At 44.6% G+C, this 24,011-nt stretch carries 14 protein-coding genes, 3 tRNA genes, 3 rRNA genes and 1 pseudogene; 7 read left to right on the top strand and 14 right to left on the bottom strand.

The genetic code is table 11. From position 1 onward, the window contains the following. Positions 1-65: 65 nt before the first annotated feature. The 5 genes from HRR27_RS12285 to HRR27_RS12305 all read right to left on the bottom strand — a co-directional run bounded on the left by HRR27_RS12285 (position 66) and on the right by HRR27_RS12305 (position 7,133). The gene (locus HRR27_RS12285) at positions 66-767 is read right to left on the bottom strand and encodes a response regulator transcription factor (RefSeq protein WP_173274120.1); all 702 of its coding nucleotides are present in this window, start codon (positions 765-767) and stop codon (positions 66-68) included. Between the two features lie 164 nt (positions 768-931). After that, positions 932-4,291 (bottom strand): PAS domain S-box protein, encoded by a 3,360-nt coding sequence (locus tag HRR27_RS12290; protein ID WP_173274121.1) that lies wholly within the window; start codon positions 4,289-4,291, stop codon positions 932-934. A 112-nt stretch (positions 4,292-4,403) separates the two neighbouring features. Then, the gene (locus HRR27_RS12295) at positions 4,404-5,630 is read right to left on the bottom strand and encodes a GNAT family N-acetyltransferase (RefSeq protein ID WP_173274122.1); all 1,227 of its coding nucleotides are present in this window, start codon (positions 5,628-5,630) and stop codon (positions 4,404-4,406) included. 39 nt (positions 5,631-5,669) lie between these two features. Then, positions 5,670-6,500, bottom strand: coding sequence for a pirin family protein (locus HRR27_RS12300; protein WP_173274123.1), 831 nt, complete (start codon positions 6,498-6,500; stop codon positions 5,670-5,672). Positions 6,501-6,527: 27 nt separating this feature from the next. Next, positions 6,528-7,133 carry an FMN-dependent NADH-azoreductase gene (locus HRR27_RS12305; RefSeq protein ID WP_173274124.1) on the bottom strand — a complete coding sequence of 202 codons (606 nt, stop codon included), beginning with the start codon at positions 7,131-7,133 and terminating at the stop codon, positions 6,528-6,530. A 129-nt stretch (positions 7,134-7,262) separates the two neighbouring features. On the opposite strand from HRR27_RS12305, the gene HRR27_RS12310 reads away from it, so the two are divergent. Beyond that, the gene (locus HRR27_RS12310) at positions 7,263-8,168 is read left to right on the top strand and encodes a LysR family transcriptional regulator (RefSeq protein ID WP_173274125.1); all 906 of its coding nucleotides are present in this window, start codon (positions 7,263-7,265) and stop codon (positions 8,166-8,168) included. 111 nt (positions 8,169-8,279) lie between these two features. Here HRR27_RS12310 and HRR27_RS12315 read toward each other — a convergent pair whose 3' ends face one another. Continuing rightward, on the bottom strand, positions 8,280-10,916 hold the full coding sequence (locus HRR27_RS12315; protein ID WP_173274126.1) for a methyl-accepting chemotaxis protein: 2,637 nt from the start codon (positions 10,914-10,916) through the stop codon (positions 8,280-8,282). 390 nt (positions 10,917-11,306) lie between these two features. On the opposite strand from HRR27_RS12315, the gene HRR27_RS12320 reads away from it, so the two are divergent. After that, positions 11,307-12,236: an SPFH domain-containing protein gene (locus tag HRR27_RS12320; protein WP_173274127.1), complete on the top strand. Its 930-nt coding sequence runs from the start codon at positions 11,307-11,309 to the stop codon at positions 12,234-12,236. Between the two features lie 2 nt (positions 12,237-12,238). Continuing rightward, positions 12,239-12,697 carry an NfeD family protein gene (locus HRR27_RS12325; protein WP_173274128.1) on the top strand — a complete coding sequence of 153 codons (459 nt, stop codon included), beginning with the start codon at positions 12,239-12,241 and terminating at the stop codon, positions 12,695-12,697. Here HRR27_RS12325 and HRR27_RS12330 read toward each other — a convergent pair. Next, on the bottom strand, positions 12,694-12,972 hold the full coding sequence (locus HRR27_RS12330; protein ID WP_173274129.1) for a hypothetical protein: 279 nt from the start codon (positions 12,970-12,972) through the stop codon (positions 12,694-12,696). The two genes, HRR27_RS12325 and HRR27_RS12330, sit on opposite strands and share 4 nt — an antisense overlap. Before the next feature lie 189 nt (positions 12,973-13,161). On the opposite strand from HRR27_RS12330, the gene HRR27_RS12335 reads away from it, so the two are divergent. Further along, positions 13,162-13,563, top strand: coding sequence for a hypothetical protein (locus HRR27_RS12335; protein WP_173274130.1), 402 nt, complete (start codon positions 13,162-13,164; stop codon positions 13,561-13,563). A 214-nt stretch (positions 13,564-13,777) separates the two neighbouring features. On the opposite strand, the pseudogene HRR27_RS12340 reads toward HRR27_RS12335, so the two are convergent. The 7 genes and pseudogenes from HRR27_RS12340 to HRR27_RS12370 form a co-directional block, all read right to left on the bottom strand. Then, positions 13,778-13,954: pseudogene (locus HRR27_RS12340) on the bottom strand (transposase domain-containing protein); the annotation flags it as partial. A 301-nt stretch (positions 13,955-14,255) separates the two neighbouring features. Beyond that, the gene (locus tag HRR27_RS12980) at positions 14,256-14,453 is read right to left on the bottom strand and encodes an IS66 family transposase (RefSeq protein WP_425086064.1); all 198 of its coding nucleotides are present in this window, start codon (positions 14,451-14,453) and stop codon (positions 14,256-14,258) included. A 131-nt stretch (positions 14,454-14,584) separates the two neighbouring features. Then, a 5S ribosomal RNA gene (gene rrf, locus HRR27_RS12350) occupies positions 14,585-14,699 on the bottom strand. A 200-nt stretch (positions 14,700-14,899) separates the two neighbouring features. Continuing rightward, positions 14,900-17,765, bottom strand: a 23S ribosomal RNA gene (locus HRR27_RS12355). 427 nt (positions 17,766-18,192) lie between these two features. Further along, a tRNA-Ile gene (locus HRR27_RS12360) sits at positions 18,193-18,269 on the bottom strand. 35 nt (positions 18,270-18,304) lie between these two features. Next, a tRNA-Ala gene (locus tag HRR27_RS12365) sits at positions 18,305-18,380 on the bottom strand. Positions 18,381-18,444: 64 nt separating this feature from the next. Continuing rightward, positions 18,445-19,988: ribosomal RNA gene (locus HRR27_RS12370) — 16S ribosomal RNA — on the bottom strand. The 16S, 23S and 5S rRNA genes sit together here with 2 tRNA genes alongside, the layout of an rRNA operon. A 1,226-nt stretch (positions 19,989-21,214) precedes the next feature. Here HRR27_RS12370 and HRR27_RS12375 point away from each other — a divergent pair. From HRR27_RS12375 to HRR27_RS12385, 3 genes are all read left to right on the top strand, one after another. Next, positions 21,215-22,117 (top strand): MCP four helix bundle domain-containing protein, encoded by a 903-nt coding sequence (locus HRR27_RS12375; protein WP_279585867.1) that lies wholly within the window; start codon positions 21,215-21,217, stop codon positions 22,115-22,117. Positions 22,118-22,143: 26 nt separating this feature from the next. Continuing rightward, entirely contained in the window at positions 22,144-23,481 is a 1,338-nt protein-coding gene (locus HRR27_RS12380) for a methyl-accepting chemotaxis protein (RefSeq protein ID WP_173274134.1), read from the top strand. A gap of 450 nt (positions 23,482-23,931) precedes the next feature. Beyond that, a tRNA-Phe gene (locus tag HRR27_RS12385) sits at positions 23,932-24,007 on the top strand. The last annotated feature ends 4 nt before the right edge of the window (positions 24,008-24,011 follow it).

Raw genomic sequence — 24,011 nt, forward strand, 5'->3', positions numbered from 1 at the left:
GCGCCAATTAAAATGGCGCTTTTTTATTGGCGTTCAGTAAGAATTTAGGCGTGCAGAATTGACTTCTAAGGTTCCAGCCGGCAGCAGTAACCGTAACCGTGCACCGACTCAATCTTAAGTTGCGAGTAATCGTCTAAATTAAGCCGCTTACGTAACTGGTTAATATGCGCATCGACAGTTCGAGTCTCCGGCAAACTCTTTTTATCCCATACATTGCGCAGTAGATGTTCGCGCGATAGCGGCACGTCTAAATGTTGCAACAGATACGTCATCAGTTTGACTTGAATGCGCGTCATATCCTGATGTTTGCCATCTAAAAAGACTTTTTGGTTTAGGGTATCGACTTCCAAATTACCCGCTTTCAACCACAATTGCGGCTGTGTATCCAGCGCAGCACGGCGAATCATCGCCTGCACGCGTGCAACGGTTTCTGACTGACGTAACGGCTTAATTAAATACTCATCCGCCCCCATCGACAAAGCATTAACCACTTTCTCTTCATCTTCATAAATACTTTGCACGATAATTGGCACTTGCCACTGCATACGCTCGCGTACCCATTCAATAACCTGATCCGCGGTGCCATCGGGCAATTGCCAATCTAACATCAGTAACGCAAAGCCCTTTTGCGGCAACGCCTGTTGTAACTCGGCAATCGTTGTGAAATGCTGATAATCAAGCTGATTTTTATCAAAAGCAGTTTTTAAAACCTCGGCAGCAAGTGGGTCGTCCTCCAAAATCGCAATGCATTTTTGTGATGCTGACATATCTTTTTCCTGACTAAATTAACGCTTAACCAATCGGTATTTTTACCTTGTCCGATTATACAAGTATAAAAAACCAAACGCGCTGCCAATTGCTGAGTAAAATTTACAAAACGCATCAAATCAAATCATTAAATGCGCTGATAGGACAAATGCCTTATGTGTTTTTACGGCTCTTCAAGCAAGGACTGTAAGGCTGAAATTGCCTGAGAAATTGCCGAAATTAAGGCGTTTTCCAACTCTAACCAATCAATCTCTTGAACATTATCGGTCGCTTTTAACACATCCTGACAGGCGGTTAATTTTTCACTCAGAGTGACGGCTCCTACGACGGCAGCAGAACCCAGTAAACGGTGCAATACTTTGCGTAAAACAACCAAATCGTCTGTACTCACCGGTGATTTCATTAGCGTTTTAAGCTGCGGCACCGTCTCTTGTAATGAATCGACAAAAAAGCGACACATCCGCAATAACAGTTCATTCGATCCATCCAAACGCTCTAAAGCAGCAGACAACTCAAACCCCGTCATCGATGGCGCAACCGCCAACTGTGCGGTATTGTCGATGTAATTGCCATGCTTACCCAGCGGCGAAATCTGTAATTGCTCAACCAGCTGTAAAAAATCTTCTCGAGCAAAAGGTTTTAATAAGTATCCATTCATGCCGGCCTCTTGCGCAGCCGCTCGATCTTCTTGTTGTGCGCTGGCACTCAAAGCAATCATTGGTTTTTGTTGAATATTCGGCAAAGCACGAATTGCCCGAGCGGCAGAAATACCATCCAACACCGGCATTTGAATATCCATTAGCAGCAGATCAAACTCATCACTGCGTTCGCGCATCACTTGCACGGCTTTCGCACCATCGGTAACGATTTCCAAAACCGCGCCATAACGGCTCAGCATAATCTGCATTGCTTCTTGGTTAAGCGAATTATCTTCCGCTAATAAAATCCGTACACCCTGTAAAACCGAGGACGCAGCCAATTCGGTTTGTGTCGGCAAATAACCTCCACTAAAACTGCGCGGCTCAACGGATTGTTTTGAGTGACTGACAGGCAAGGTAATTTGAAAACGAAACACACTGCCTTTACCTAAGCTTGAATCCGCCTGCAGTTGCGCCCCCATCAAGGACAATAATTGCTGACAGATACTTAACCCCAAGCCAACCCCAGATGCAGCACGAGTATGCGAACTATCGACTTGCGTAAAGGGTCGAAATAAATCTGGCAAAATAGCCGCATCAATTCCAACGCCGGTATCACGCACGCGACATTCGAAATGAACCTGACCATCGAGATTTGAAAGCAGTTCAAAACTGACGACAACCGAGCCCTGCTCTGTATATTTAATTGCATTAGCCGTCAAGTTCAACAAAACTTGCAATAATCGTTTCGCATCACCAACCAAGTGCTCGGGCAAGGCGGGGTCAATCTCAAAAGACAATTTCAACCCCTTAAGCTCAGCACGATGTTGTAACTGTAACTGCAACTGACTGACCAATTCTGGTAGATAAAACGGCTGCTTGTGCAAGGTAACGGCATCAGCATCCATTTTGGAAAAATCAAGAATATCCAGCAAAATATCCAATAGATGTTGTGACGCTTGCTGCGCTTTAGCGAGGTAATTGCTCTGTTCGTGATTGAGTGGCGACTCGCGTAAAAACTGTAAAAAATTCATCACCGCGTTTAGAGGCGTGCGAATTTCATGTGACATATTGGCTAAAAATTGGCTTTTAGCAGCAGCCGCTTCTTCGGCTTGCCGTTTCGCCCTTAAGAGTTCTTGCTCGTACACTTTGCGATCGGAAATATCGCGCGACATCGCATAAAACACCTGTTGCCCGGACAATTCAACCAGTTTTAAGGTGATTTGCACATCAAAAACCGAGCCATCTTTACGGCGATGCTTGCTATCAAACACCAGCGTACTGTCCGGACTGGCTTGCAAATTTTTTAATACCGAATGAATCTGAGCACGCTCAAAATTCACTTCAAAATCGGCCACATTCAACCAACCAATATCACTTTGCTGATAACCCAGCATATCCAGAAAATAGCGATTGGCCTCAATTACGTTGGCCTGCTCATCAATCAAATGAATACCATTGTTGGCGGTTTCCATTAGCGTTTTCAGGCGAATCCGCTCCGCATCGGCAGACTCTTTGGCTGCCATCAAATCGGCCTGCAAGGTTTTAGCCTCTGTAATATCACGTAAAGAACCAATATTACGTTTCGGCAGACCGTGTCTATCCGGCTCTAAATACAGACCATAGGCGCTAACCCAACGCACTTGGGCCTCTTCTGTTAGGACACGAAACTCTAAGTGATAAGAACCGCTTGCCGGGATATTTTTGTTAAACGCTTGGAGACACATTGGCTGGTCAGCCGGATGCACTAATTCAATAAAATTCAACAGCGTTAAATGCCCATTATCGGGCTGAGAATGTCCGATAATTTGGTAAAAAACTGGCGAGAAATCAAACTCCCAATAATCATCATTACGCTGTGCTTGCCAGATTCCCTGTCCAGCGGCCTCAACCACTCGCGCTAAAACCAAGCGTTTGGCATCAATGGCTTCTTGCGCACTTTTTTGCAGGCTAATATCTTTGAGCAAACACAAGCCTTTGCACGGCAGACCTTGCTCATTTAATTTAATTACTTGGCAATTTTGCTGTACCCAAACAACCTGTTGATCATTTCGCGCTATACGATATTGCAACTTATGCTCTGTTTGCGAACCTGCCATAAAATCAGTGAAAGCATGCTGTAAGTTGAGGCGATCACGCCTGTCGATACACTGTTCGAATTCACGCAAATATAAGCTCTGAGTATTTTTTTCAAGCCCTAAAATCTCACTGGCACGGGGTGATAAACGGACAAATTCTTGCGTAATGTCGATTTCAATTAGACCGTCCATACTAAATGTAAAAGCTGTATCTAAACGCTTATGCTCTTGTGCCAACTGCTCTCGTCGCCGTTCCGAAAGCCTTTTTTGCCGGCTCAACAAACGATTACTGGTTAACAAATCCTGTTGACTGCTACGACTGATAAAAATCACTATCAACGATAGAATAAACACCGTTGTTGACGACACAAAAGCATCAATAATCGTTGACGATTCTAGATAAAAACCGTAACCAATATAGCTCGCTTGCAGAGCGGCAATCAACACCAGCACTCGCCCTTTAAAGTAGAGTCCCGCAATGATTAAACCAATCACAAAAAAACCAACCGCATAAAAAACGATGCCTGTTTTAATGCTGGCACCAATCCCTAATGCAGTAAACAAAACTAATAATAAACTGGTTATCAAGTTACTCGAAAGACGCTGCCGACCCCACCAAGCCAATAACAAAACAAGCAGCATAAAGGCATGTAGCCACATGACCGGATGAAAGCCAATTTCAAAAATACGCAACCAAGAAGCGGGCACCAATACCAAGGCGGCGAGAACGATAATCCCTAGAAGTCGGGTTAACAGCTGTTTTTGATAGCGCGCAAATTTATCGAGTTGCACGTTAGAAAAAGACATAATCAAACTCACCTTGTTGGCTAAGAAAGCATCGAGTTAGTTATTTTAGTGAAATAACTAAGCCAGTTTCGTTAATTACGCAAACAATAATGAAGATTTTGAGAGAGGTGATTCAATCAAAGGGGTCAAACTCGCGGCCGCGCGCCTGCAAAGGCACATTATTAAGATAAGGGCTCGCTTGCCAAATCTCTTGCATATAGCCTTGTAACATCTGCCGTTCTTCTTCCACAAATGCGCTAATCCCCTGCACAAACGGATTCACCGTCAACCAGTGTGCAGATTGCATCGGAACAGGAATAAAACCACGCGATATCTTATGTTCCCCACCCGCCCCCGGCTCAAAACGCGTTAAGCCGTGGGCAATGGCATAATCAATACCCTGATAAAAACAGGTTTCAAAATGCAGATGCTTAACCTCCTCAACACACCCCCAATGACGGCCATACAGCACGCTATTAGAACGGAACATTAAGGCACCGGCAACAGTCTGACCAGCACGCTGGGCGAGCACCAAAACAACATGCTGCGGCATGGTAAGCGCCACTTCGGCAAAGAAAGCGAAATTAAGTGTCGGTGTAGACCACTTTTCAATAAAGGTTTTTTGATAAAAATAATCAAAATCGCGCCAATCCTGTTCGCTGGCTTGATCACCGGACAAGACTCGAAATGTAATTCCTTGCTCAAGCACTTGGCGTCGCTCTTGACGAATGTTTTTGCGTTTTTTCGGTTTCAAATACGCTAAAAAATCGGCAAAGTCGACATAGTTTTGGTTAAACCATTGGAACTGCACATCATGCCGACAAATCACTTCGTTTTGCCGTGCCAAAGAGCTCTGCTCCTCACTGAACAAAATATGCGCGCCACTGTAATCGTGCTCAGCAGCGAAATTTTGCAACGCTTGCACAATCTGCTTGGTCACCGCTTGGCTGCGTTGCAGATCGGTTCTAATGGACGGTGCCAATATAATACGCGGCCCTCGCGCAGGGGTGTAAGGCACGGCACTGACCAATTTAGGATAATAAGGGAGACCTACGCTTTGCCAAGCCTGTTGCCAGGCATGATCAAACACAAATTCACCGTAGTTATTGTGCTTTTCATAGAGTATCACTGCGCCATACAATTCCTCGTTTTGCCAGAAAAGCAGATGTTTTGGCACCCATCCGAAACGTTCACTGACACAACCGTGGCGCTCTAATGCCGCTAAAAATTGATGCTGAATAAATGGATTATCAGACGCGTGCAGGCCATTCCAGAGTTCGGCGGAGATTTCAGAAATCGCCGACAGTACCTGCATTTGCAAAGCACTATCGGAAAATTGGATGGGACGGGATGATGTCATGCTTGTCGCTCTACAATTACCTTGTTGGTCATTATAGCGTTAATAAATCAATCGACCTTCGCGATAATCTTGCAGCGTCTGGCGCATCTCTGCGTCAGTCGTCATCACGAACGGGCCACGATGCACTATCGGCTCGCCAATCGGCTCACCTTTAAACAACAAGATTCTGGATTCTGCCCTACCTTGCAGCAACACCTCTTCACCTTGGGCAAATTTAACCAATTGCCCGGCTTTTGCGCTCGCTCTTTGGTTTATCTGAACATGACCCGTCAACACAAACAACGCTAAGGATTTTTCGACTGCTTGAATGTTTAAGCACGCTTCCTGCTGCCAGACCAAATCGGCAACCGTTGCAGCATGACTCAAACGATTAAATGAGGACTTCAAGAGTTGCTGATTCACATTTAATGCGCCAGCCAAGACTTTGATTGCCACCCCATCAACCTCTTGCCAAACCAGTTCTGCCGCTGCGACATCTTGATAACTTGGTTCAGCAAACTTTTCGGCGTGCGGCACATTCAACCAAAATTGAAAGCCCCACAGTCCATGCGCATCAATAAACGGTTTTTCGGCGTGCTCAATACCACGAGCGGTATGCATCCACTGTAAACCACCTGCACTGACTTGCGAAGCGTTGCCCATCGAATCGCGATGCGCCATGCCACCGTGAATCATATAGCTAAAGGTTTGTATACCGCGATGCGGGTGAACGGGAAAGGCGCCAACGTCATCATCAGGACTGGCTTTGAGTTCGTCCAACATTAAGAATGGATCAAGCTCTCCATTAAATAAGGCATTGCGCTTTAATGCAACGCCATCGCCGTCCATCGCTGGCTGCGCTTGGCGAATAAATTCAATTTCTCTATGCATTTTGGACTCCTTTGCCGCACAAACCAATTAGGCCACTAAGGCATCGATAGAGTGCTGCGCTTGTATCATTATTTGCTCTGGCTCACCCATTGCCAAACCTGCGGCATGGATAAAGTGCAAATCGGTCAGACCAATAAAATTCAACAGGGTTTTTAAGTGCCCATCTAAATAATTTAACTTAGCTGCTTCGCCTTGACGATAATCCCCGCCGGAAGCCAATATTAGATAAACAGGTTTATCTCTAAGCAAACCTTGCGGCCCGTTTTCGGTATAACGAAAAGTGACTCCCGCACGCAAAATATAGTCAAAAAAAGTTTTTAACTGCGCCGGCATTCCAAAATTATACATCGGCACACTAATCACCAATGCATCCGCTTGCTGTACTTGTTCAATCCAGCGATTGGCCAGTGCCAGATGACTGTTAGAGTGAGGGGTATCGGTCATCATCGCTGCTAAAAACTCGCCATCAATCGGCTGTGGGTTAATCTGAGCTAAATCAATCTGTTCAATGTGTTGCGGAGCCAATTGCGCCAATAAATACTCGGCTAACTGACGTGAGCTGGAATTCTCGGAGGTTTGTAAACTCGCATCGATACGTAAAACGCGGTGTAAGGTTGCAGTGGATGGATTCATGGCTTTCTCCTAAGTCATGTAGACATTAATTATGTGTGTTTGCAGTTTATCTTGCGATTACCTAGCAATAAAGCCGCTTTAATGCATAATTAAACTGCAAATTCCGCAGTAATCGTATCAAGGAAGCACATGCAAATTGAACACTTGGAAATGTTTATCGAGACGGTACAACTCGGCAGTTTTGCCGCCGTGGCAGAAAAGCGCCAATTAAGCGCCACGTCAGTATCTCGCAGCGTGCAACAATTAGAACATCAATTGGGTTTAAAACTGCTGCAACGTAGCACCAGAAAACTCTCCTTAACCGAAGCTGGCGAGGTGTATTACCAACAAGTTGTGCCAATTTTGCAAAGCCTCACGCAAGCCCATCAACAGGCACAGGACATTAAACAGACCTTACAGGGTAAGTTACGCGTTACCGTACCGATTGGTTTTGCCGAAAGCCGCCTGATTCCACTGATTCCTGCTTTTCATGCCTTACATCCAGAGCTGCGGTTGGAATTATTAATTACCGATGAATGCTTGGATTTACAGCAAGAAAAGATTGATGTTGGCGTCCGTATCGGTCAAGTTAACGAGATTAATTGGGTCGCAAAACCACTGCTGCAAGTGCCTTTTATCGCCTGCGCAAGCCCGGCATTTTTACGTCAACATAGTTTGAAAAATCCAGATGATTTGCAAAGGGTTCCCTGCTTGGGGTTAATCCCCCATCCCTCAGCCAAGCAGTGGCGTTTCAGTCTTAAAAAAAGCGACCTAGCGAATGCATTTGTCGATGTCTGGGTCAACCAGACACTTTTGACGACCCATGAGCAATCAACAAAACAACTCTGTTTGGCTGGCCAAGGCGTGGCCTTACTGCCGTTTTGGCTAGTGCAACAAGAGCTTGCAACAGGCCAATTATTGGAAATCTTGCCGGACTATCGAGCCGCCTATCCGCAAAGCGAAGGAAAAATTTGGATTACTTATCCGAATCGCGATTATATTCCGGCGAAAAGCCGCGCCTTTATTGACTTTTTGATGGCAGAATTTAAGAACTAAAAAGCAAAAAGCAAAAACCCGAAACACAGTTCGGGTTCTCTTAAACATCTCTAACAATAACCTTGCAAGACCTCGCTGAAATCAATCGAGACTGATCTGTGCTCCCTAGCCTTAACTCACTCTACGTATGGCCGGAAGGTCATTCTGCAGACAATTGTCGGCCGAAAGAAGATGCGTCATTTCTGCCTCCAATTTGCCGATTAAATCGATCACATTATTCACCATGCCTTCAATCTTATCCGCCATATGATTAGCAGCATCATGATCGCCAATTTCTTTATTTGCAAAAATCTTACCAATGTATGCATGGTATTCGCTATGCGCTTCACTGAGCGCCTTAAACACTCTATTGTGGGCATATTGCTGCGTCACGCTATTTAACCAAATACCAAGTTCACAGACGTTCGGGTCAGTCATTTTTTTATCAAACTGCGTTGTGCTGGCATCACTGATTAAACTACGTACCAAAACGCGATGCGAACGGTGGGCGCGCTTAGCCCCTTCAAAATCAAAGCCAATATCCAGCGTAGTACTAACATAATGCTGACGCGTATCCAGTTTGAAATTTGCCACATTCTGACTGAGCAATTCCGCTGTTCTCTCTAACTCCTCGGCAGTCGCCGAAGTCTCTTCAACCATTGCAGCATTCTGCTGGACATTACTGTCCATCGAGGCGATTGCGTAGTTAACTTGGCGAATCCCTTCACTCTGTTCACTGCTTGAATCGGCTATCTGTTCAACAAAATTACTCACCTCGTGAATCGCATCAATCATCCGCTTCATGGATTCACCGGCGCTTTCAATTTTGGCGGTACCAATAGAAATTTTGCCTACCGTATCATCAATTAAACCACGAATATCATTGGCTGCCGACGCAGACTTTTGTGCAAGATTACGCACTTCCCCCGCCACCACAGCAAAACCACGGCCATGCTCGCCAGCGCGCGCCGCTTCGACGGCTGCATTCAAAGCCAATAGATTGGTTTGAAAAGCAATCGAATCAATCAGTTCGATAATATTCTGAATTTTTTGACTAGACTGGCGAATTTCTTCCATAGAGGTAATGCCATCCTGCATAACATCGGCACCTCGCATCGCCATCGTCACGCTGCTTTTGGCTAATTTAGACGCTTCACGGGCATTATCCGCGCTCTGCTGAACACCAGAAGTCATTTGCTCCATGCTCGCCGCAGTCTCTTCCAATGATGCGGCTTGTTGCTGAGTACGTTCATTTAAATCACGACTGCCCGAGGAGATATGACTCGATCCAAGGCTTACCCCTTGTGCAGCATCTTTGGTTTGCAACATCATCGAATTTAAATTTTCTGCCGCGACGTTTAGACTCTCTTTTAGCAAAGCAAAACGCCCTGAATAACACGCGTCAATTTTATTAGTTAAATTGCCTTGCGACAAAGCAGTAGCAACATGAATGGCATCACTGACCGGCGCATCGACCGAGACCAAAAGCTCGTTGACTTTTTCACCTAGTACTTTGGCAACCCCTTCTAAATTATCAACCTCAATACGTTTATCCAACAAACCTTCCTTGGCTGATTGAACTACCGAGCCGACATTTTCGATAAGCTGTTTTTCTGCCGTTTTATCTTGCCATTCGACCACGGTACTTACTTGATCGCCATTCCGGTTGAATACCGGAATAATCTGCAATCCGAGCGCCAAGCCGGCAACCTCAATTTCTGTATAGGTGGGCTTTTTGAAACTGCCAATCATCTGGCGGTTATGCTCCGGTTTTTTATGAAACACATCAATATTCACACCCAATAATTTATCGGCATTAAAATGCGGTAACACGGTCTTCAACTGTTTCTCGCGCTGCTTCATAAACTTCTGCATATGCTGATTCATATAGGTGATTTCTAGCTTGCGATTCGCAATCATAATATTGGTGCTGATTTGATCAATCGCTACCTTAAGCTGTTTGTGCTGATCAAGCTCGTTTAAGGCTTGTTCGCTTTTGGCTCGCGTTGCGACTGAAACCGAACGCATTGCTCCCAGCAATTTTCCAGATAATGATTCCGGGTTAAACTCGCCAAAATCAACTTCTTCGTGGTTAGCAATTCGGTGCATTAAAACGCGCCCAAATTCATTGCGACGCATATACCACCAAATAAACATCAAGGTGGGAATTAAACCCATCAATGCATAAGCCATTGGCGTGGTATGGTTAATATCGTTGGCCCACGCAAATACCTGTGTGGGCAATAAATAAAACATCGACATTAGCAACATAACTTGCGTTACGGGCTGTAAAGAGGACATCGGATTTACCTTATCCCAGTCAAAACCATGGCGGAAATTACCATATTTTAAAGTGCCACGCCCTTGACGTAACTCATCATAAATAAGTGTTCCTGCGGCTTTATCTTCCGCGTTGATTGTGTTGCGCACTGACATATAACCGTAAACCTTCCCCTCCTTAAATAAAGGAGTGACATTGGCTTTTACCCAGTAATAGCCTCCATCAGCACGACGATTTTTTACCAGCTGCGACCAAGGATAACCTTTTTTTAAAGTAAGCCACATATCTTCAAACACCACCGAAGGAACGTCTGGATGGCGAATTAAATTGTGCGGCTGTCCGATTAACTCTTCACGCTCGAAACCACTAGCAATTTGAAACGCATCGTTACAATCGGTGATGGTGCCATGTAAATCGGTTTGGGAAACTAAGGAAATCCCCTCTGGGATTAGATATTCTTCATTACTAACAGGTAAATTTTGACGCATAACTTCAACCTCTCTGATGCCATTTTTATCAAAACCACCTTGTAACGTACCGTTTTCGGGCTAAATGGCGGAAGATAAATGAGTGAGTAAATATAGTATACCATGGGCACAAATACGCAAATAAAATATTGAGTAACATTACTTATTAAAGGGCGTTCGCACTTAACCCCCCTGAATAAGCACCCATTTGCATTAGCCAGGCATCATACGATAGCCTTTTCATTTGCTTGAAAGCACTGATGCTTTCTATACTTGCTTCACAATGCTTACCGATTTAGAGCATGAACTGACGACACTTTGAAAATGGCTATTGTGTAACAAAGCGCTTGGTAACGGTGTATATTGACATCATGATTCGTATTACTTTGCTCACTCAGGAGAATAATTACTATGGATTTTTTAAGCTTTACTTTTGCCCTAATTTTGCTGATTACCGTGTTCTTAGTCCTGTCAGTCAAAATTGTGCCGCAAGCCGAACAATGGGTCATTGAACGCCTCGGCCGTTATCATAAAACCCTACATGGCGGGATTAATTTTGTCATTCCTGTGGTCGATCAACGACGCTCAAAGTACAACACTCAAGAACAAATTATCGATATTCCTGAGCAAAAGGTGATTACCAAAGATAACGTCTCTATTGGAATCGATGCGGTGGTTTTTATGCGCATTTATGATGCACAAAAAGCAACCTATGAAATTCTCGACCTTAAACAATCTGTCAGCCAGCTAGCACAAACCACACTACGCTCCGAGATTGGTCGTTTAGAACTCGATGAAACACTCAGCTCGCGTAGTGAATTAAATTCCGCTTTGCTTAAAGCGTTAGATGAAGCTTCCGGTACTTGGGGGGCAAAGGTAAGCCGAGTTGAGGTCGCCGATATCGTCGTGCCACAAAAAGTACAAGACTCAATGGAGCTAATGTTAGAAGCAGAGCGTAAACGCCGCGCCGTCGAAACTGAAGCCGCTGGCCAGAAAAATGCCACCATTCGTGTAGCTGAAGGTGAACGTCAAAAGGCTTTTTTAGAAGCTGAAGCACTAGAAAGAACGGCAGAAGCGAAACGCTTTGAAAAAGAACAATTAGCGCTGGGTGACCAGAAAGCGATGCAAATGATTAATCAAGCGATGCAAGAGAATCATAGTGCCGCTGAGTTTTTACTGGCCAAAGAGCGTATTCTGGCCTTTTCCGGCATCGCTGCCAGCGATTCTGCAAATAAGGTAGTGGTGCCAATTGAAACCGCTGAGATGGTCGGCTCTTTAAGCGCTTTAATGAGTGTATTGAATTTAGATAAACCAGCCGCTAATAATGCATTTAAGGAGTAAAAATGGAAACTTATATTCCCATTATTCCGTTTTGGAGCATGATTGCGATTGGTGTCTTGCTAATGGCGCTGGAAATAATTACCACTACTTTTGTACTGTTTCTGTTTGGCTTGGCGTTTGTATTAATCGGCATTTCTGAATGGCTTATCGATTATCCATCAGGCGAAATACAACTAATTAGCACTTTTGTTGTAGGATTAGCGTTAACCGCCTTACTCTCCAAAACGCTGCGTCAACGAATTTACAGCAGCAAACCATTGCAGTTAGAAACCTTAACCACTGGGCGCAATGGGCAAATTATCGTGACCGCTGATGGTGATTACCGCGTTAATTACCAAGGAACGACCTGGGCAATATCGAACATAGACTCTCTCACTGTGGTTAACGGACAAACCGTTATTGTCGATGCACTAGAAAACAATCAAGCACACATCAGCTTAGTCGGCAATCATAACGATTAAATTGGCTTAATCACTTTTTCACGTATATAGGCCGGGATATCAATCCACTCCCGGTCGCTTAAATTTCGCGCGTTATACGAGATTCCAAACACTTTAAAATGGGTGTTATCGATCAACTCCTGCAAATCTGCATTTGAAACCACTTCGCTAAGCAAACCAGCCTCCATAAACCCTTCGATTTGGAACCGCTCTGTTGTCGCCTTTTGCTCAGCTTTTTTACGATAAAGATCCAGTAACAAAGCCTCTAATCTCTGTTTATATGCTTGCTTATTCAATCTCTTACTCCGTGAAATTACCAACTAAATAATGGATATTACACCATCAATTACTTACCAAAATATTGTCATATCAATCACTATTAATACAATTCTATCTCAATCAACCTAAATTTGATTTTTGATTACTGTTAGACTATTCGAAGTAAATCTTATTTTGATTTAAAAACGCCTAACTAGAAGACAAAAATGCTTGATACTGAGCCATTAAGAATTATTTTAAACTCACACGGTAATATCTTGAATTACCATGACCCTCAAAACACCCTTGGATATGGTAAACAGGGAAGCATTTTAATCGGCCATTCTTGGTGCGATACCATCGTCGCGGATGGCGACTACCAAAAATTACGCCAACAGTGCGCTCAAGCGCAACAATGCAAAGACGAGAAGTTCATTACTCTCTCATATAAAATAAGGACAATTAAAAATATCGAACTATTGTTCGAATTTTATCTGCAAACATTTTCAGTCAATAACGCCTGTCTTATCGTCTTCTCAGGCTTTGAAAAATCCAGTTCAAAACTGGCGCATTACACCCCACCAAACAATCAATTATTTAAAGAACGGCTGCACTCACTTTTAGATTAAATTAACAAAATGCGGTGCCCGTAAATTTAAAAAAACATGAAACTGACCATTATGCATTCAATACAATATTAATATTGAACGGCCTCTAAAGCATAAAGCCAAACTTTCAGTCCAAAGCAAGCGGTCATCTATTTTTTAAAACATTAAATACCCGCCAACAATCGCTTCAACAAGCTATTCTTCTAAATAAACGCTTTTTGCAAACATGCAGTGATTAACGATTGATGGGCTGCCAATTGTTCGCTAGTAGTTGGTCGATTGGACTGGCGTTCTGAGATGGCAAGCGTTTGAGCACATCTTTGAGACAGACGTAAGAATCCAGACCATTGTTTTTAGCTGATTGAATCAAATTCATCATATTTGCACCACGTTGACCACTGGGCAGACTGCCATTTGAAGAGCAGATCCATCATCGGTTTAGATTTCTGTTGCCGGATTATCTGTTATTCTTCTGGCGACAAGGATTGAACGTCTTTTTCAATCTCGTAGAGTTGCCTCATCATTTCGAGGCAGCTTGTATGACAATCGTGCTTTTGCTACCTTCACGTAGCTCAATGAACTTACGACACGCATACACAACTCACTTCGGTTACGTATTGTTTAAAACTGGGTTTCTATCCCAGGTACTCATCAGACACCATTGCGCATTTCCAATCTTGCAGGACTCTTCGTGAAAACATGCCGATTCACTCTTAACTGAAGTAGTAATACACGGCGTTGTGTTCCACATTTGACGTATTGGTGTAAGTCCACAGATAGACTTTATGGATCTTCTTTTTCACCGCCTTAAGCATGGGTACAGGGGTTTCATCGGCGTGTAACACCGGCTGATTCAGTAAAAATCTTTTAAGGCTTGTACGACCGTTAGGTAAGAGGTATTCATCGGACAGTTACACAGTGTGTCACTTGCTGCGTAATTGACAATCCCAGTTGGCATTCTAAATTTTGACCGTAAAACAAACAATTTTTAGGCAAAAAAAAACCGCTGCTCGGTAAGGAGTCAGCGGTTTTTAGGATATAAGCTTGGCGATGACCTACTCTCACATGGGAACTCCCACACTACCATCGGCGCTGAAACGTTTCACTTCTGAGTTCGGTATGGGATCAGGTGGGTCCATCTCGCTATTGTCACCAAGCAATTCGGTGTGCTGTGCTGGGTCGCTTTGTTTCACGCTCGCCAACACGGCAAATAGGTTTGAAATAATGTTTTGCAATTGCTGTTTTTAATAGGGGTAACTTACTTAACCTTAAACACTCAAGGTATTTATGCCATCTCTAAATCTTAGCCCTCATCTTCACTCTCTCGTTCGCACGACAAAAGTTACTTTTGAGTTGTATAGTTAAGCCTCACGGGTAATTAGTACAAGTTAGCTTCATACATTACTGCACTTCCACACCTTGCCTATCAACGTCGTAGTCTCCAACGGCCCTTCAGAAGACTTAAAGTCTAGGGAGAACTCATCTTGATGCAGGTTTCCCGCTTAGATGCTTTCAGCGGTTATCCTTTCCGAACATAGCTACCCAGCAATGCCATTGGCATGACAACTGGAACACCAGCGGTTCGTCCACTCCGGTCCTCTCGTACTAGGAGCAGCCCATCTCAATTCTCCAACGCCCACGGCAGATAGGGACCGAACTGTCTCACGACGTTCTAAACCCAGCTCGCGTACCACTTTAAATGGCGAACAGCCATACCCTTGGGACCGACTTCAGCCCCAGGATGTGATGAGCCGACATCGAGGTGCCAAACACCGCCGTCGATATGAACTCTTGGGCGGTATCAGCCTGTTATCCCCGGAGTACCTTTTATCCGTTGAGCGATGGCCCTTCCACACAGAACCACCGGATCACTAGAACCTACTTTCGTACCTGCTCGACGTGTCAGTCTCGCAGTCAATCACCCTTATACTCTTGCGCTCATTGCACGATGTCCGACCGTGCTGAGGGTAACTTCGCGCTCCTCCGTTACACTTTAGGAGGAGACCGCCCCAGTCAAACTACCCACCATACACTGTCCCTGAGCAGGATTCACTGCCCGAGGTTAGAACCTCAACATTACCAGGGTGGTATTTCAAGGACGGCTCCACGACAACTGGCGTCATCGTTTCATAGCCTCCCACCTATCCTACACAAGTAAGGTCAAAGTCCAGTGCAAAGCTGTAGTAAAGGTTCACGGGGTCTTTCCGTCTAGCCGCGGGTACGCAGCATCTTAACTGCGAGTTCAATTTCGCTGAGTCTCGGGTGGAGACAGTGTGGCCATCATTACGCCATTCGTGCAGGTCGGAACTTACCCGACAAGGAATTTCGCTACCTTAGGACCGTTATAGTTACGGCCGCCGTTTACCGGGGCTTCGATCAAGAGCTTCGCTTGCGCTAACCCCATCAATTAACCTTCCGGCACCGGGCAGGCGTCACACCGTATACGTCATCTTTCGATTTTGCACAGTGCTATGTTTTTAGTAAACAGTTGCAGCCACCTGGTCTCTGCAACCCCCACTAGCTCAGAGAGCAAGTCTCGTCACCCGCAGGGGCACACCTTCTCCCGAAGTTACGGTGTTATTTTGCCTAGTTCCTTCACCCGAGTTCTCTCAAGCGCCTTGGAATTCTCATCCTGACCACCTGTGTTGGTTTGGGGTACGGTTTTTTGTAACCTGAAGCTTAGAAGATTTTCTTGGAAGCATGGCATCAACCACTTCGCTCAAAATAGAGCTCGTTATCAGTTCTCAGCATAAAGTATCCCGGATTTGCCTAAGATACATGCCTACAACCTTGAACCTGGACAACCATCGCCAGGCTGGCATAGCCTTCTCCGTCCCTCCATCGCAGTTACAAAAAGTGTAGGAATATTAACCTACTTCCCATCGACTACGCATTTCTGCCTCGCCTTAGGGGCCGACTAACCCTACGTCGATTAACGTTGCGTAGGAAACCTTGGTCTTTCGGCGAGGGTGCTTTTCACACCCTTTATCGCTACTTATGTCAGCATTCGCACTTCTGATACCTCCAGGACACTTTACAATGCCCCTTCGCAGGCTTACAGAACGCTCCTCTACCATGCACTATGTGCATCCGCAGCTTCGGTACACTGCTTAGCCCCGTTAAATCTTCGGCGCAGGCCGACTCGATCAGTGAGCTATTACGCTTTCTTTAAAGGGTGGCTGCTTCTAAGCCAACCTCCTGACTGTCTGAGCCTTCCCACATCCTTTCCCACTGAGCAGTGTTTAGGGACCTTAGCTGGCGGTCTGGGTTGTTTCCCTCTTGACAACGGACGTTAGCACCCGCAGTCTGTCTCCCATGATTGTACTTGTTGGTATTCGGAGTTTGCAATGGGCTGCTAATCCTTGACGGACCGCTAGACCATAACAGTGCTCTACCCCCAACAGTAAGACATGAGGCACTACCTAAATAGTTTTCGAGGAGAACCAGCTATCTCCGAGCTTGATTAGCCTTTCACTCCGATCCACAGCTCATCCCCGCATTTTTCAACATACGTGGGTTCGGTCCTCCAGTACCTGTTACGGCACCTTCAACCTGGCCATGGATAGATCGCCCGGTTTCGGGTCTACGCCATGCAACTATTCGCCCAGTTAAGACTCGGTTTCCCTACGGCTCCCCTATTCGGTTAACCTTGCTACATAACGTAAGTCGCTGACCCATTATACAAAAGGTACGCAGTCACCCCTCAAGGAGGCTCCCACTGCTTGTACGTACACGGTTTCAGGTTCTATTTCACTCCCCTTCTGGGGTTCTTTTCGCCTTTCCCTCACGGTACTGGTTCACTATCGGTCGGTAGAGAGTATTTAGCCTTGGAGGGTGGTCCCCCCGTCTTCAAACAGGATTTCTCGTGTCCCGTCCTACTCGATTTCACCACTAATAAGTTTTCGTATACGGGACTATCACCCTGTATCGTTCGACTTTCCAGACGATTCTACTAACTTAATAATGGCTTAAGGGCTGGTCCCCGTTCGCTCGCCGCTACTTAGGGAATCTCGGTTGATTTCTTTTCCTCCGGGTACTTAGATGTTTCAGTTCCCCGGGTTAGCTTCCTGCAAGCAGGATATCCATTAAGGATGGGTTTTCCCATTCGGAGATCAACGGGTCATAGGGTATTTGCCACCTCACCGTTGCTTTTCGCAGGCTATCACGTCCTTCATCGCCTTCTACCGCCTAGGCATCCACCGTGTACGCTTAGTCACTTAACTATACAACTCAAAAATAACCTTAACCTTTTGTGTCGCAGGGGCTTTCTTCATCTGATCCATTACTTGCTAAAATAATGCACCATCCAAAAGTCTTTCAATTAAAGCCTAATAAGTTGACAATGACTAAGATTCATCGCTGACACAAATACACTTGAGTATTCTCAATTAAGTATTGCGTTACCTATTACTTTCGATTGTTAACTTGCGATTAACAATCCAGCAATTGATTGAATGATTGGAGATCATTCAATCTCGTTATTATGACATTCGGCTGTCATAACAAACATTATTCCAAATTTTTAAAGAACTTCAGTTTTGAGCAACTGAGAAGCGGAATTATAACATTCTCTTCTCAACTTCAAAATAAAACTGTTAATAATTTCTTAGCTTTTACGCTAAAACTTTATTAACAGGCTTACTGTGGAATTGGTGGGTCTGGGTGGATTTGAACCACCGACCTCACCCTTATCAGGGGTGCGCTCTAACCAACTGAGCTACAGACCCAATCGCTGAGTCCGTCTTAACCAACTCAGGTAAATTGGTGGAGCTATGCGGGATCGAACCGCAGACCTCCTGCGTGCAAGGCAGGCGCTCTCCCAGCTGAGCTATAGCCCCTAATTTTGGTAATTCAGAAAGAATTTATGTGAAAGCTCGCCTTAACTCGTAACCTTTTTATCTTAAAGGAGGTGATCCAGCCGCAGGTTCCCCTACGGCTACCTTGTTACGACTTCACCCCAGTCATGAACCACAAAGTGGTAAGCGCCCTCCAAAAGGTTAAGCTACCTACTTCTTTTGCAATCCACTCCCATGGTGTGACGGGCGGTGTGTACAAGGCCCGGGAACGTATTCACCGCGACATTCTGATTCGCGATTACTAGCGATTCCGACTTCATGGAGTCGAGTTGCAGACTCCAATCCGGACTACGAGAGGTTTTTTGAGATTCGCACACTGTTGCCAGCTAGCTGCTCTTTGTACCCCCCATTGTAGCACGTGTGTAGCCCATCCCATAAGGGCCATGATGACTTGACGTCGTCCCCGCCTTCCTCCGGTTTATCACCGGCAGTCTCATTAGAGTTCTCAACTAAATGGTAGCAACTAATGATAAGGGTTGCGCTCGTTGCGGGACTTAACCCAACATCTCACGACACGAGCTGACGACAGCCATGCAGCACCTGTGTCCAAGTTCCCGAAGGCACATCTCCATCTCTGGAAACTTCTTGGCATGTCAAGGGATGGTAAGGTTCTTCGCGTTGCATCGAATTAAACCACATGCTCCACCGCTTGTGCGGGCCCCCGTCAATTCCTTTGAGTTTTAATCTTGCGACCGTACTCCCCAGGCGGTCAACTTATCGCGTTAGCTTCGCTACTAACCTTTTTAATAAGGCCAACAGCTAGTTGACATCGTTTACGGCGTGGACTACCGGGGTATCTAATCCCGTTTGCTACCCACGCTTTCGCACCTCAGCGTCAGTTTTAGTCCAGGAAGGCGCCTTCGCCACTGATGTTCCTCCAGATATCTACGCATTTCACAGCTACACCTGGAATTCCCCTTCCCTCTACTAAACTCAAGATTGCCAGTATCAAATGCCGTTCCCAGGTTGAGCCCGGGGCTTTCACATCTGACTTAACAATCCGCCTACGCGCGCTTTACGCCCAGTAATTCCGAATAACGCTTGCACCCTCTGTATTACCGCGGCTGCTGGCACAGAGTTAGCCGGTGCTTCTTCTGAAGGTAACGTCAAACCATGCCGATATTAGCGACACAATCTTCCTCCCAACTGAAAGTGCTTTACAACCCTCGGGCCTTCTTCACACACGCGGCATGGCTGGATCAGGCTTTCGCCCATTGTCCAATATTCCCCACTGCTGCCTCCCGTAGGAGTCTGGGCCGTGTCTCAGTCCCAGTGTGGCTGATCATCCTCTCAAACCAGCTAGAGATCGTCGCCTTGGTAAGCCTTTACCTTACCAACTAGCTAATCTCACTTAGGCTCATCCTTTAGCGATAGCTTACATGTAGAGGCCACCTTTACTCCGTAGAGCGTATTCGGTATTAGCGTACGTTTCCATACGTTGTCCCCAACTAAAGGGTAGATTCCTAAGCATTACTCACCCGTCCGCCACTCGTCAGCAAGAGAGCAAGCTCTCTTCTGCTACCGTCCGACTTGCATGTGTTAGGCCTGCCGCCAGCGTTCATTCTGAGCCAGGATCAAACTCTTCAGTTTAATCTTGCTAGATGTATTTCGATTCGTTCTCACGAATATTTAACACTCGGAATTGACAAAGTAAGCATGATAAATAAATAATAAATTATTCATTACCAAGTACATATTGTCATAAATTTCGAGATTTTTTTTGCGGTTACTCACTAAGGGAGCTTCCACATAAATTATCTCTGAATTACCTAATTTTTAAAGAGCTTCAACTTGGTTCGCTGTGCGTTCCTCGTTGGTAGGCCGCGAATTGTATAGATGAACTTTGCTCGCGTCAACATGTTTTTTTGTTTTTTTTAAAATTTTTTCTAAAACTTAGAATCTAATTTTAAAAACGAAGTGTGATTGTAGCATTCTGTTCAGAATAACACTACCCTAGGCATATCTTTTTATAAAAAACTTGATTTAACCATTAACCCTTCTTAAGCACTTAATAAACAACAAAAGGCTTAACACCTAAGCAGACGCAAAATTAAGTCATTTATCTTTAATCACCTGAGCTGAAAGCCCTGAGTCCGATTAAATCGAGTCATTATCTTGTTAAGTCTCTCTGAATCCCACCTAGAAATAGTTTATTAAGGTGAGTTTAGAAGTGCCTATCCCGCATTTCGTCGAATGACCTGACCAATCGCTCGAAGACTAGATATTCCGTACTCAATGTTTAACGCGACTTTTTTCTTACGCGGATGTTTCTTCAGCGCTTTTGTCTTGCTTGGACGTTGAGAAATAAACCAATCGATTTTTTTGCTTTTCAGCTCTTATCGCTTTTCTGCATCGATATAACAGGCATCAGCAAAAACCGTGGATTTGTTACCATGCTGCAGACGATGCGCTTGATTGAGATCCTATCCACTGGCAACCCTCGTAGTAAAAGAATGCATCATACCTAATCGAGCATGGTCTCCGGTGCGTGCTTTCATTCCTAAGTAATATTGACTGCCTTTCTTCGTTTGGTGCATAACTGGATCGAGCGTACCTGTTTTGTTTTTTTAAAAGAACTCGCTGCATTAATAATGGAGCGAATTTTACTATTTATCCTTTAACATCTTTCAAATGCTAAAAAATCAATTTCTTCGATGCAAAAAGCAACGCCACTTCCCAAATTCGTTTTGGTGTTTTTTTTGACAATCTTGATAAAAAAACCTTAAATGTAAAATTTACTTACAAGGTTAGTCATTCAACTACCCGCTCAAGTCTTCCCTAAGGAGAAATTAATGGATTAGTTTTATCATTTATCCATTCGTACAAAGTTGTTAAGCCTAGTGGGCTTGTTGTTAGTTTTAATGGGTATTGTTGGCTATATAGGGATCAACAATACTTCTAAAATTAACGATATGGCCGATGAAATGTATCAAAAAGAATCGTTGGGGCTGAGTTACATTAAAGAGGCCAATATAGTTTTGTTATATAAATCTAGAGCTTTGGGTAATTTTTTATTGGCGCAAACCGATGCCAGTCTTGAACAGTCACAATACCTAGATGCATTAAAAAAATATCAAGACCTGTTTGATGACCATCTAAGTAAAGCCGAACCACTCTTTTACAGCGCCGCTGCAACGCAAAAGTTTAAAGAACTTAAAGAAAATGGTGAGCAATACAAAGCCTTTACTCAAGAGTTAATTGATCTTGCCAAACAAGAAATGGCACAAGACTTGGTTAAACAACAAGAGCGCGAAGCCATTAAAATGGTCCTAGTCAAAGGGCGTCAATTAGCCGATTCAGTTGATAATGCCATGACTGCCTTAACCGAAATTAAACAAGATAATGCTGCTGCAGCCAGCGCGGCATCTACACAGCTTTATGAGCAATCAAGGCTCATGATGACACTGACTTTACTTGGCACTTTGGTTTTGGGCTTGGCGTTTGGACTGATGGTGTCTGGGCGCGTTAAAAACAATGTGCAGGCTTTAGTGAAACAAATGGGTGATTTGGCACAGACACAAAATTTGAGCCTACGCATGCCCAAGCGCGATGATGATGAAACCGGTGAAATTGCCGATGCACTGAATGGCTTGTTATCAACCATTTCTAAAGGCATAGACGAAACGCAAAGCGTAGTAGAGGCCATTGCCAAAGCTGATTACCAAAACGTATTGTTGGACAATATCAGGGAGACTTACAAGAGCTTAAAGATGGGGTGAATGCTTCAGCAGACAGCGTATCTTTCATGATGGATGAGCTCAGCAAAGTCATGGAAGCCTTACACAATGGCAAGTTTGATATCAAAATGGATAAACGTGTTCCTAGAGGATTTAGCAAGCAAGTAGAAGATGCTTTAGACAGCATTAACCAAGTTATAGTTGAAATTAATGGCGCCATGCAAGACATAAATCAAGGCGATTTTGAAGGTGAAATCACCGTTGATGCGCGTGGTGCTTTGTTAAATTTAAAAACCAATGTTAATGGTTCCCTCAAAAACATGGCGCAGGCGATCAACGCCCTCAGTGAAGTGGTGTCTGCGCAGGCAGCAGGCGACTTAACCAAAGAACTGCCTTCTGGTACTTTTAAAGGCCAGTTACATGATTTGAAAAATGCGATTAACTATTCCTCAGCCAAAGTACGAGAAGTGGTTCAAGTGGCCATTGAAGCCTCGCAAGTGGTCAGCGGAGCGGCACAAGAAGTATCACAAGGTTCATTGGAATTAAACCAGTCAGTGCAACAACAGGCGGCTGCTTTAGAGCAAACATCGGCCACGATGAACCAAATGAACAGCCAAGTGCAAAGCAGCCGTGACAATGCCAAAGAAGCCACTCAGGTTGCCAAAACCGTACAGAACAAGGCGCATGATGGGGTTGGCGTCATGAATCAAACCATCACAGCCATGACAGCCATCGAAGAATCGAGTCATAAAATTTCAGACATCATTTCATTGATTGACGGCATTGCTTTCCAAACTAACCTTTTGGCGTTGAACGCTGCGGTAGAAGCCGCCAGAGCAGGGGAGCATGGTCGTGGATTTGCAGTGGTAGCTGGCGAAGTGCGTAACTTAGCTCAAAAATCTGCCGAAGCGGCCAAAGACATTAAAGTGCTGATTGACGAAACCGTTCAACGTGTTGGGCAGGGTTCGCGCTTGGCAACTGAAGCTGGACAAATGTTAAACGATATTAACACCTCGATTGAATCGGTTACCAAAATGATGGACGAAATCGCCCAAGCTGCGGCCGAGCAAGCCGATGGTGTGCATCAAGCCATCACCCAAATTGATGGCGTTACTCAACAAAATGCGGCCTTGGTAGAGGAAACCAGTGCGGCGTCAGAAAGTTTGAGCGAACAAGCACGTTTATTACAAAAAGAGATGTCGTTCTTCCGCATAGGTGCTTACAGCGTTCATAAATCAGTCACTTTGTCAGCATCAAAGACAGCTTCAAAGCCTGTCGCAAAACCTGTACAAACGATAACGCCTAAACCTACAGAGAAAACCTTAACCAGTCTGACTAAGGCGACAGGACCTAAAGCGTTGGTGGTTAAATCGCAAGGCAAAAGCGATGAATGGGCAGAATTTTAATACCAGCGGCCGTAAGCACAAATTCAGCCACACAAGCGGAGGTTTATGTGGCTTCAACCCCTAAGAAAGAATCAGGTGTTAGCCTTGTTTTAGTGCATGAAACCTATGGACTTAACTTTCTGAGTGCGCAAGAAATCAGGTGCAGTGAACCCCCAACCCAATTTCACTCTACCAATACACATCTTCAAGGCATTGTTCAATTTATAATGACTAGAAGTAATTGGTGATTGAATCAGCCCTGTAATTTTTTTGAATGTAGACTTAATAATATTTTGCAATATTCAAAATGACGAGAAGACTGACACAAAATTATGTGTTGTACCCTAAATAATTCTTGGTTCATTTTCTGAATTTTTTCGAATACATGGGCACGAAAACTTTTTTCAAACTTTTTCAAAAAAAGATTTGACAGCTGTAGGCCGCATCACTACAATACGCCGCATTAGTAGAGGCCACATAGCTCAGTTGGTAGAGCAAGGGATTGAAAATCCCTGTGTCCCTGGTTCGATTCCAGGTGTGGCCACCACTAT

The sequence above is a fragment of the Thiosulfatimonas sediminis genome, from assembly GCF_011398355.1.
Lineage (GTDB): Bacteria > Pseudomonadota > Gammaproteobacteria > Thiomicrospirales > Thiomicrospiraceae > Thiomicrorhabdus > Thiomicrorhabdus sediminis_A.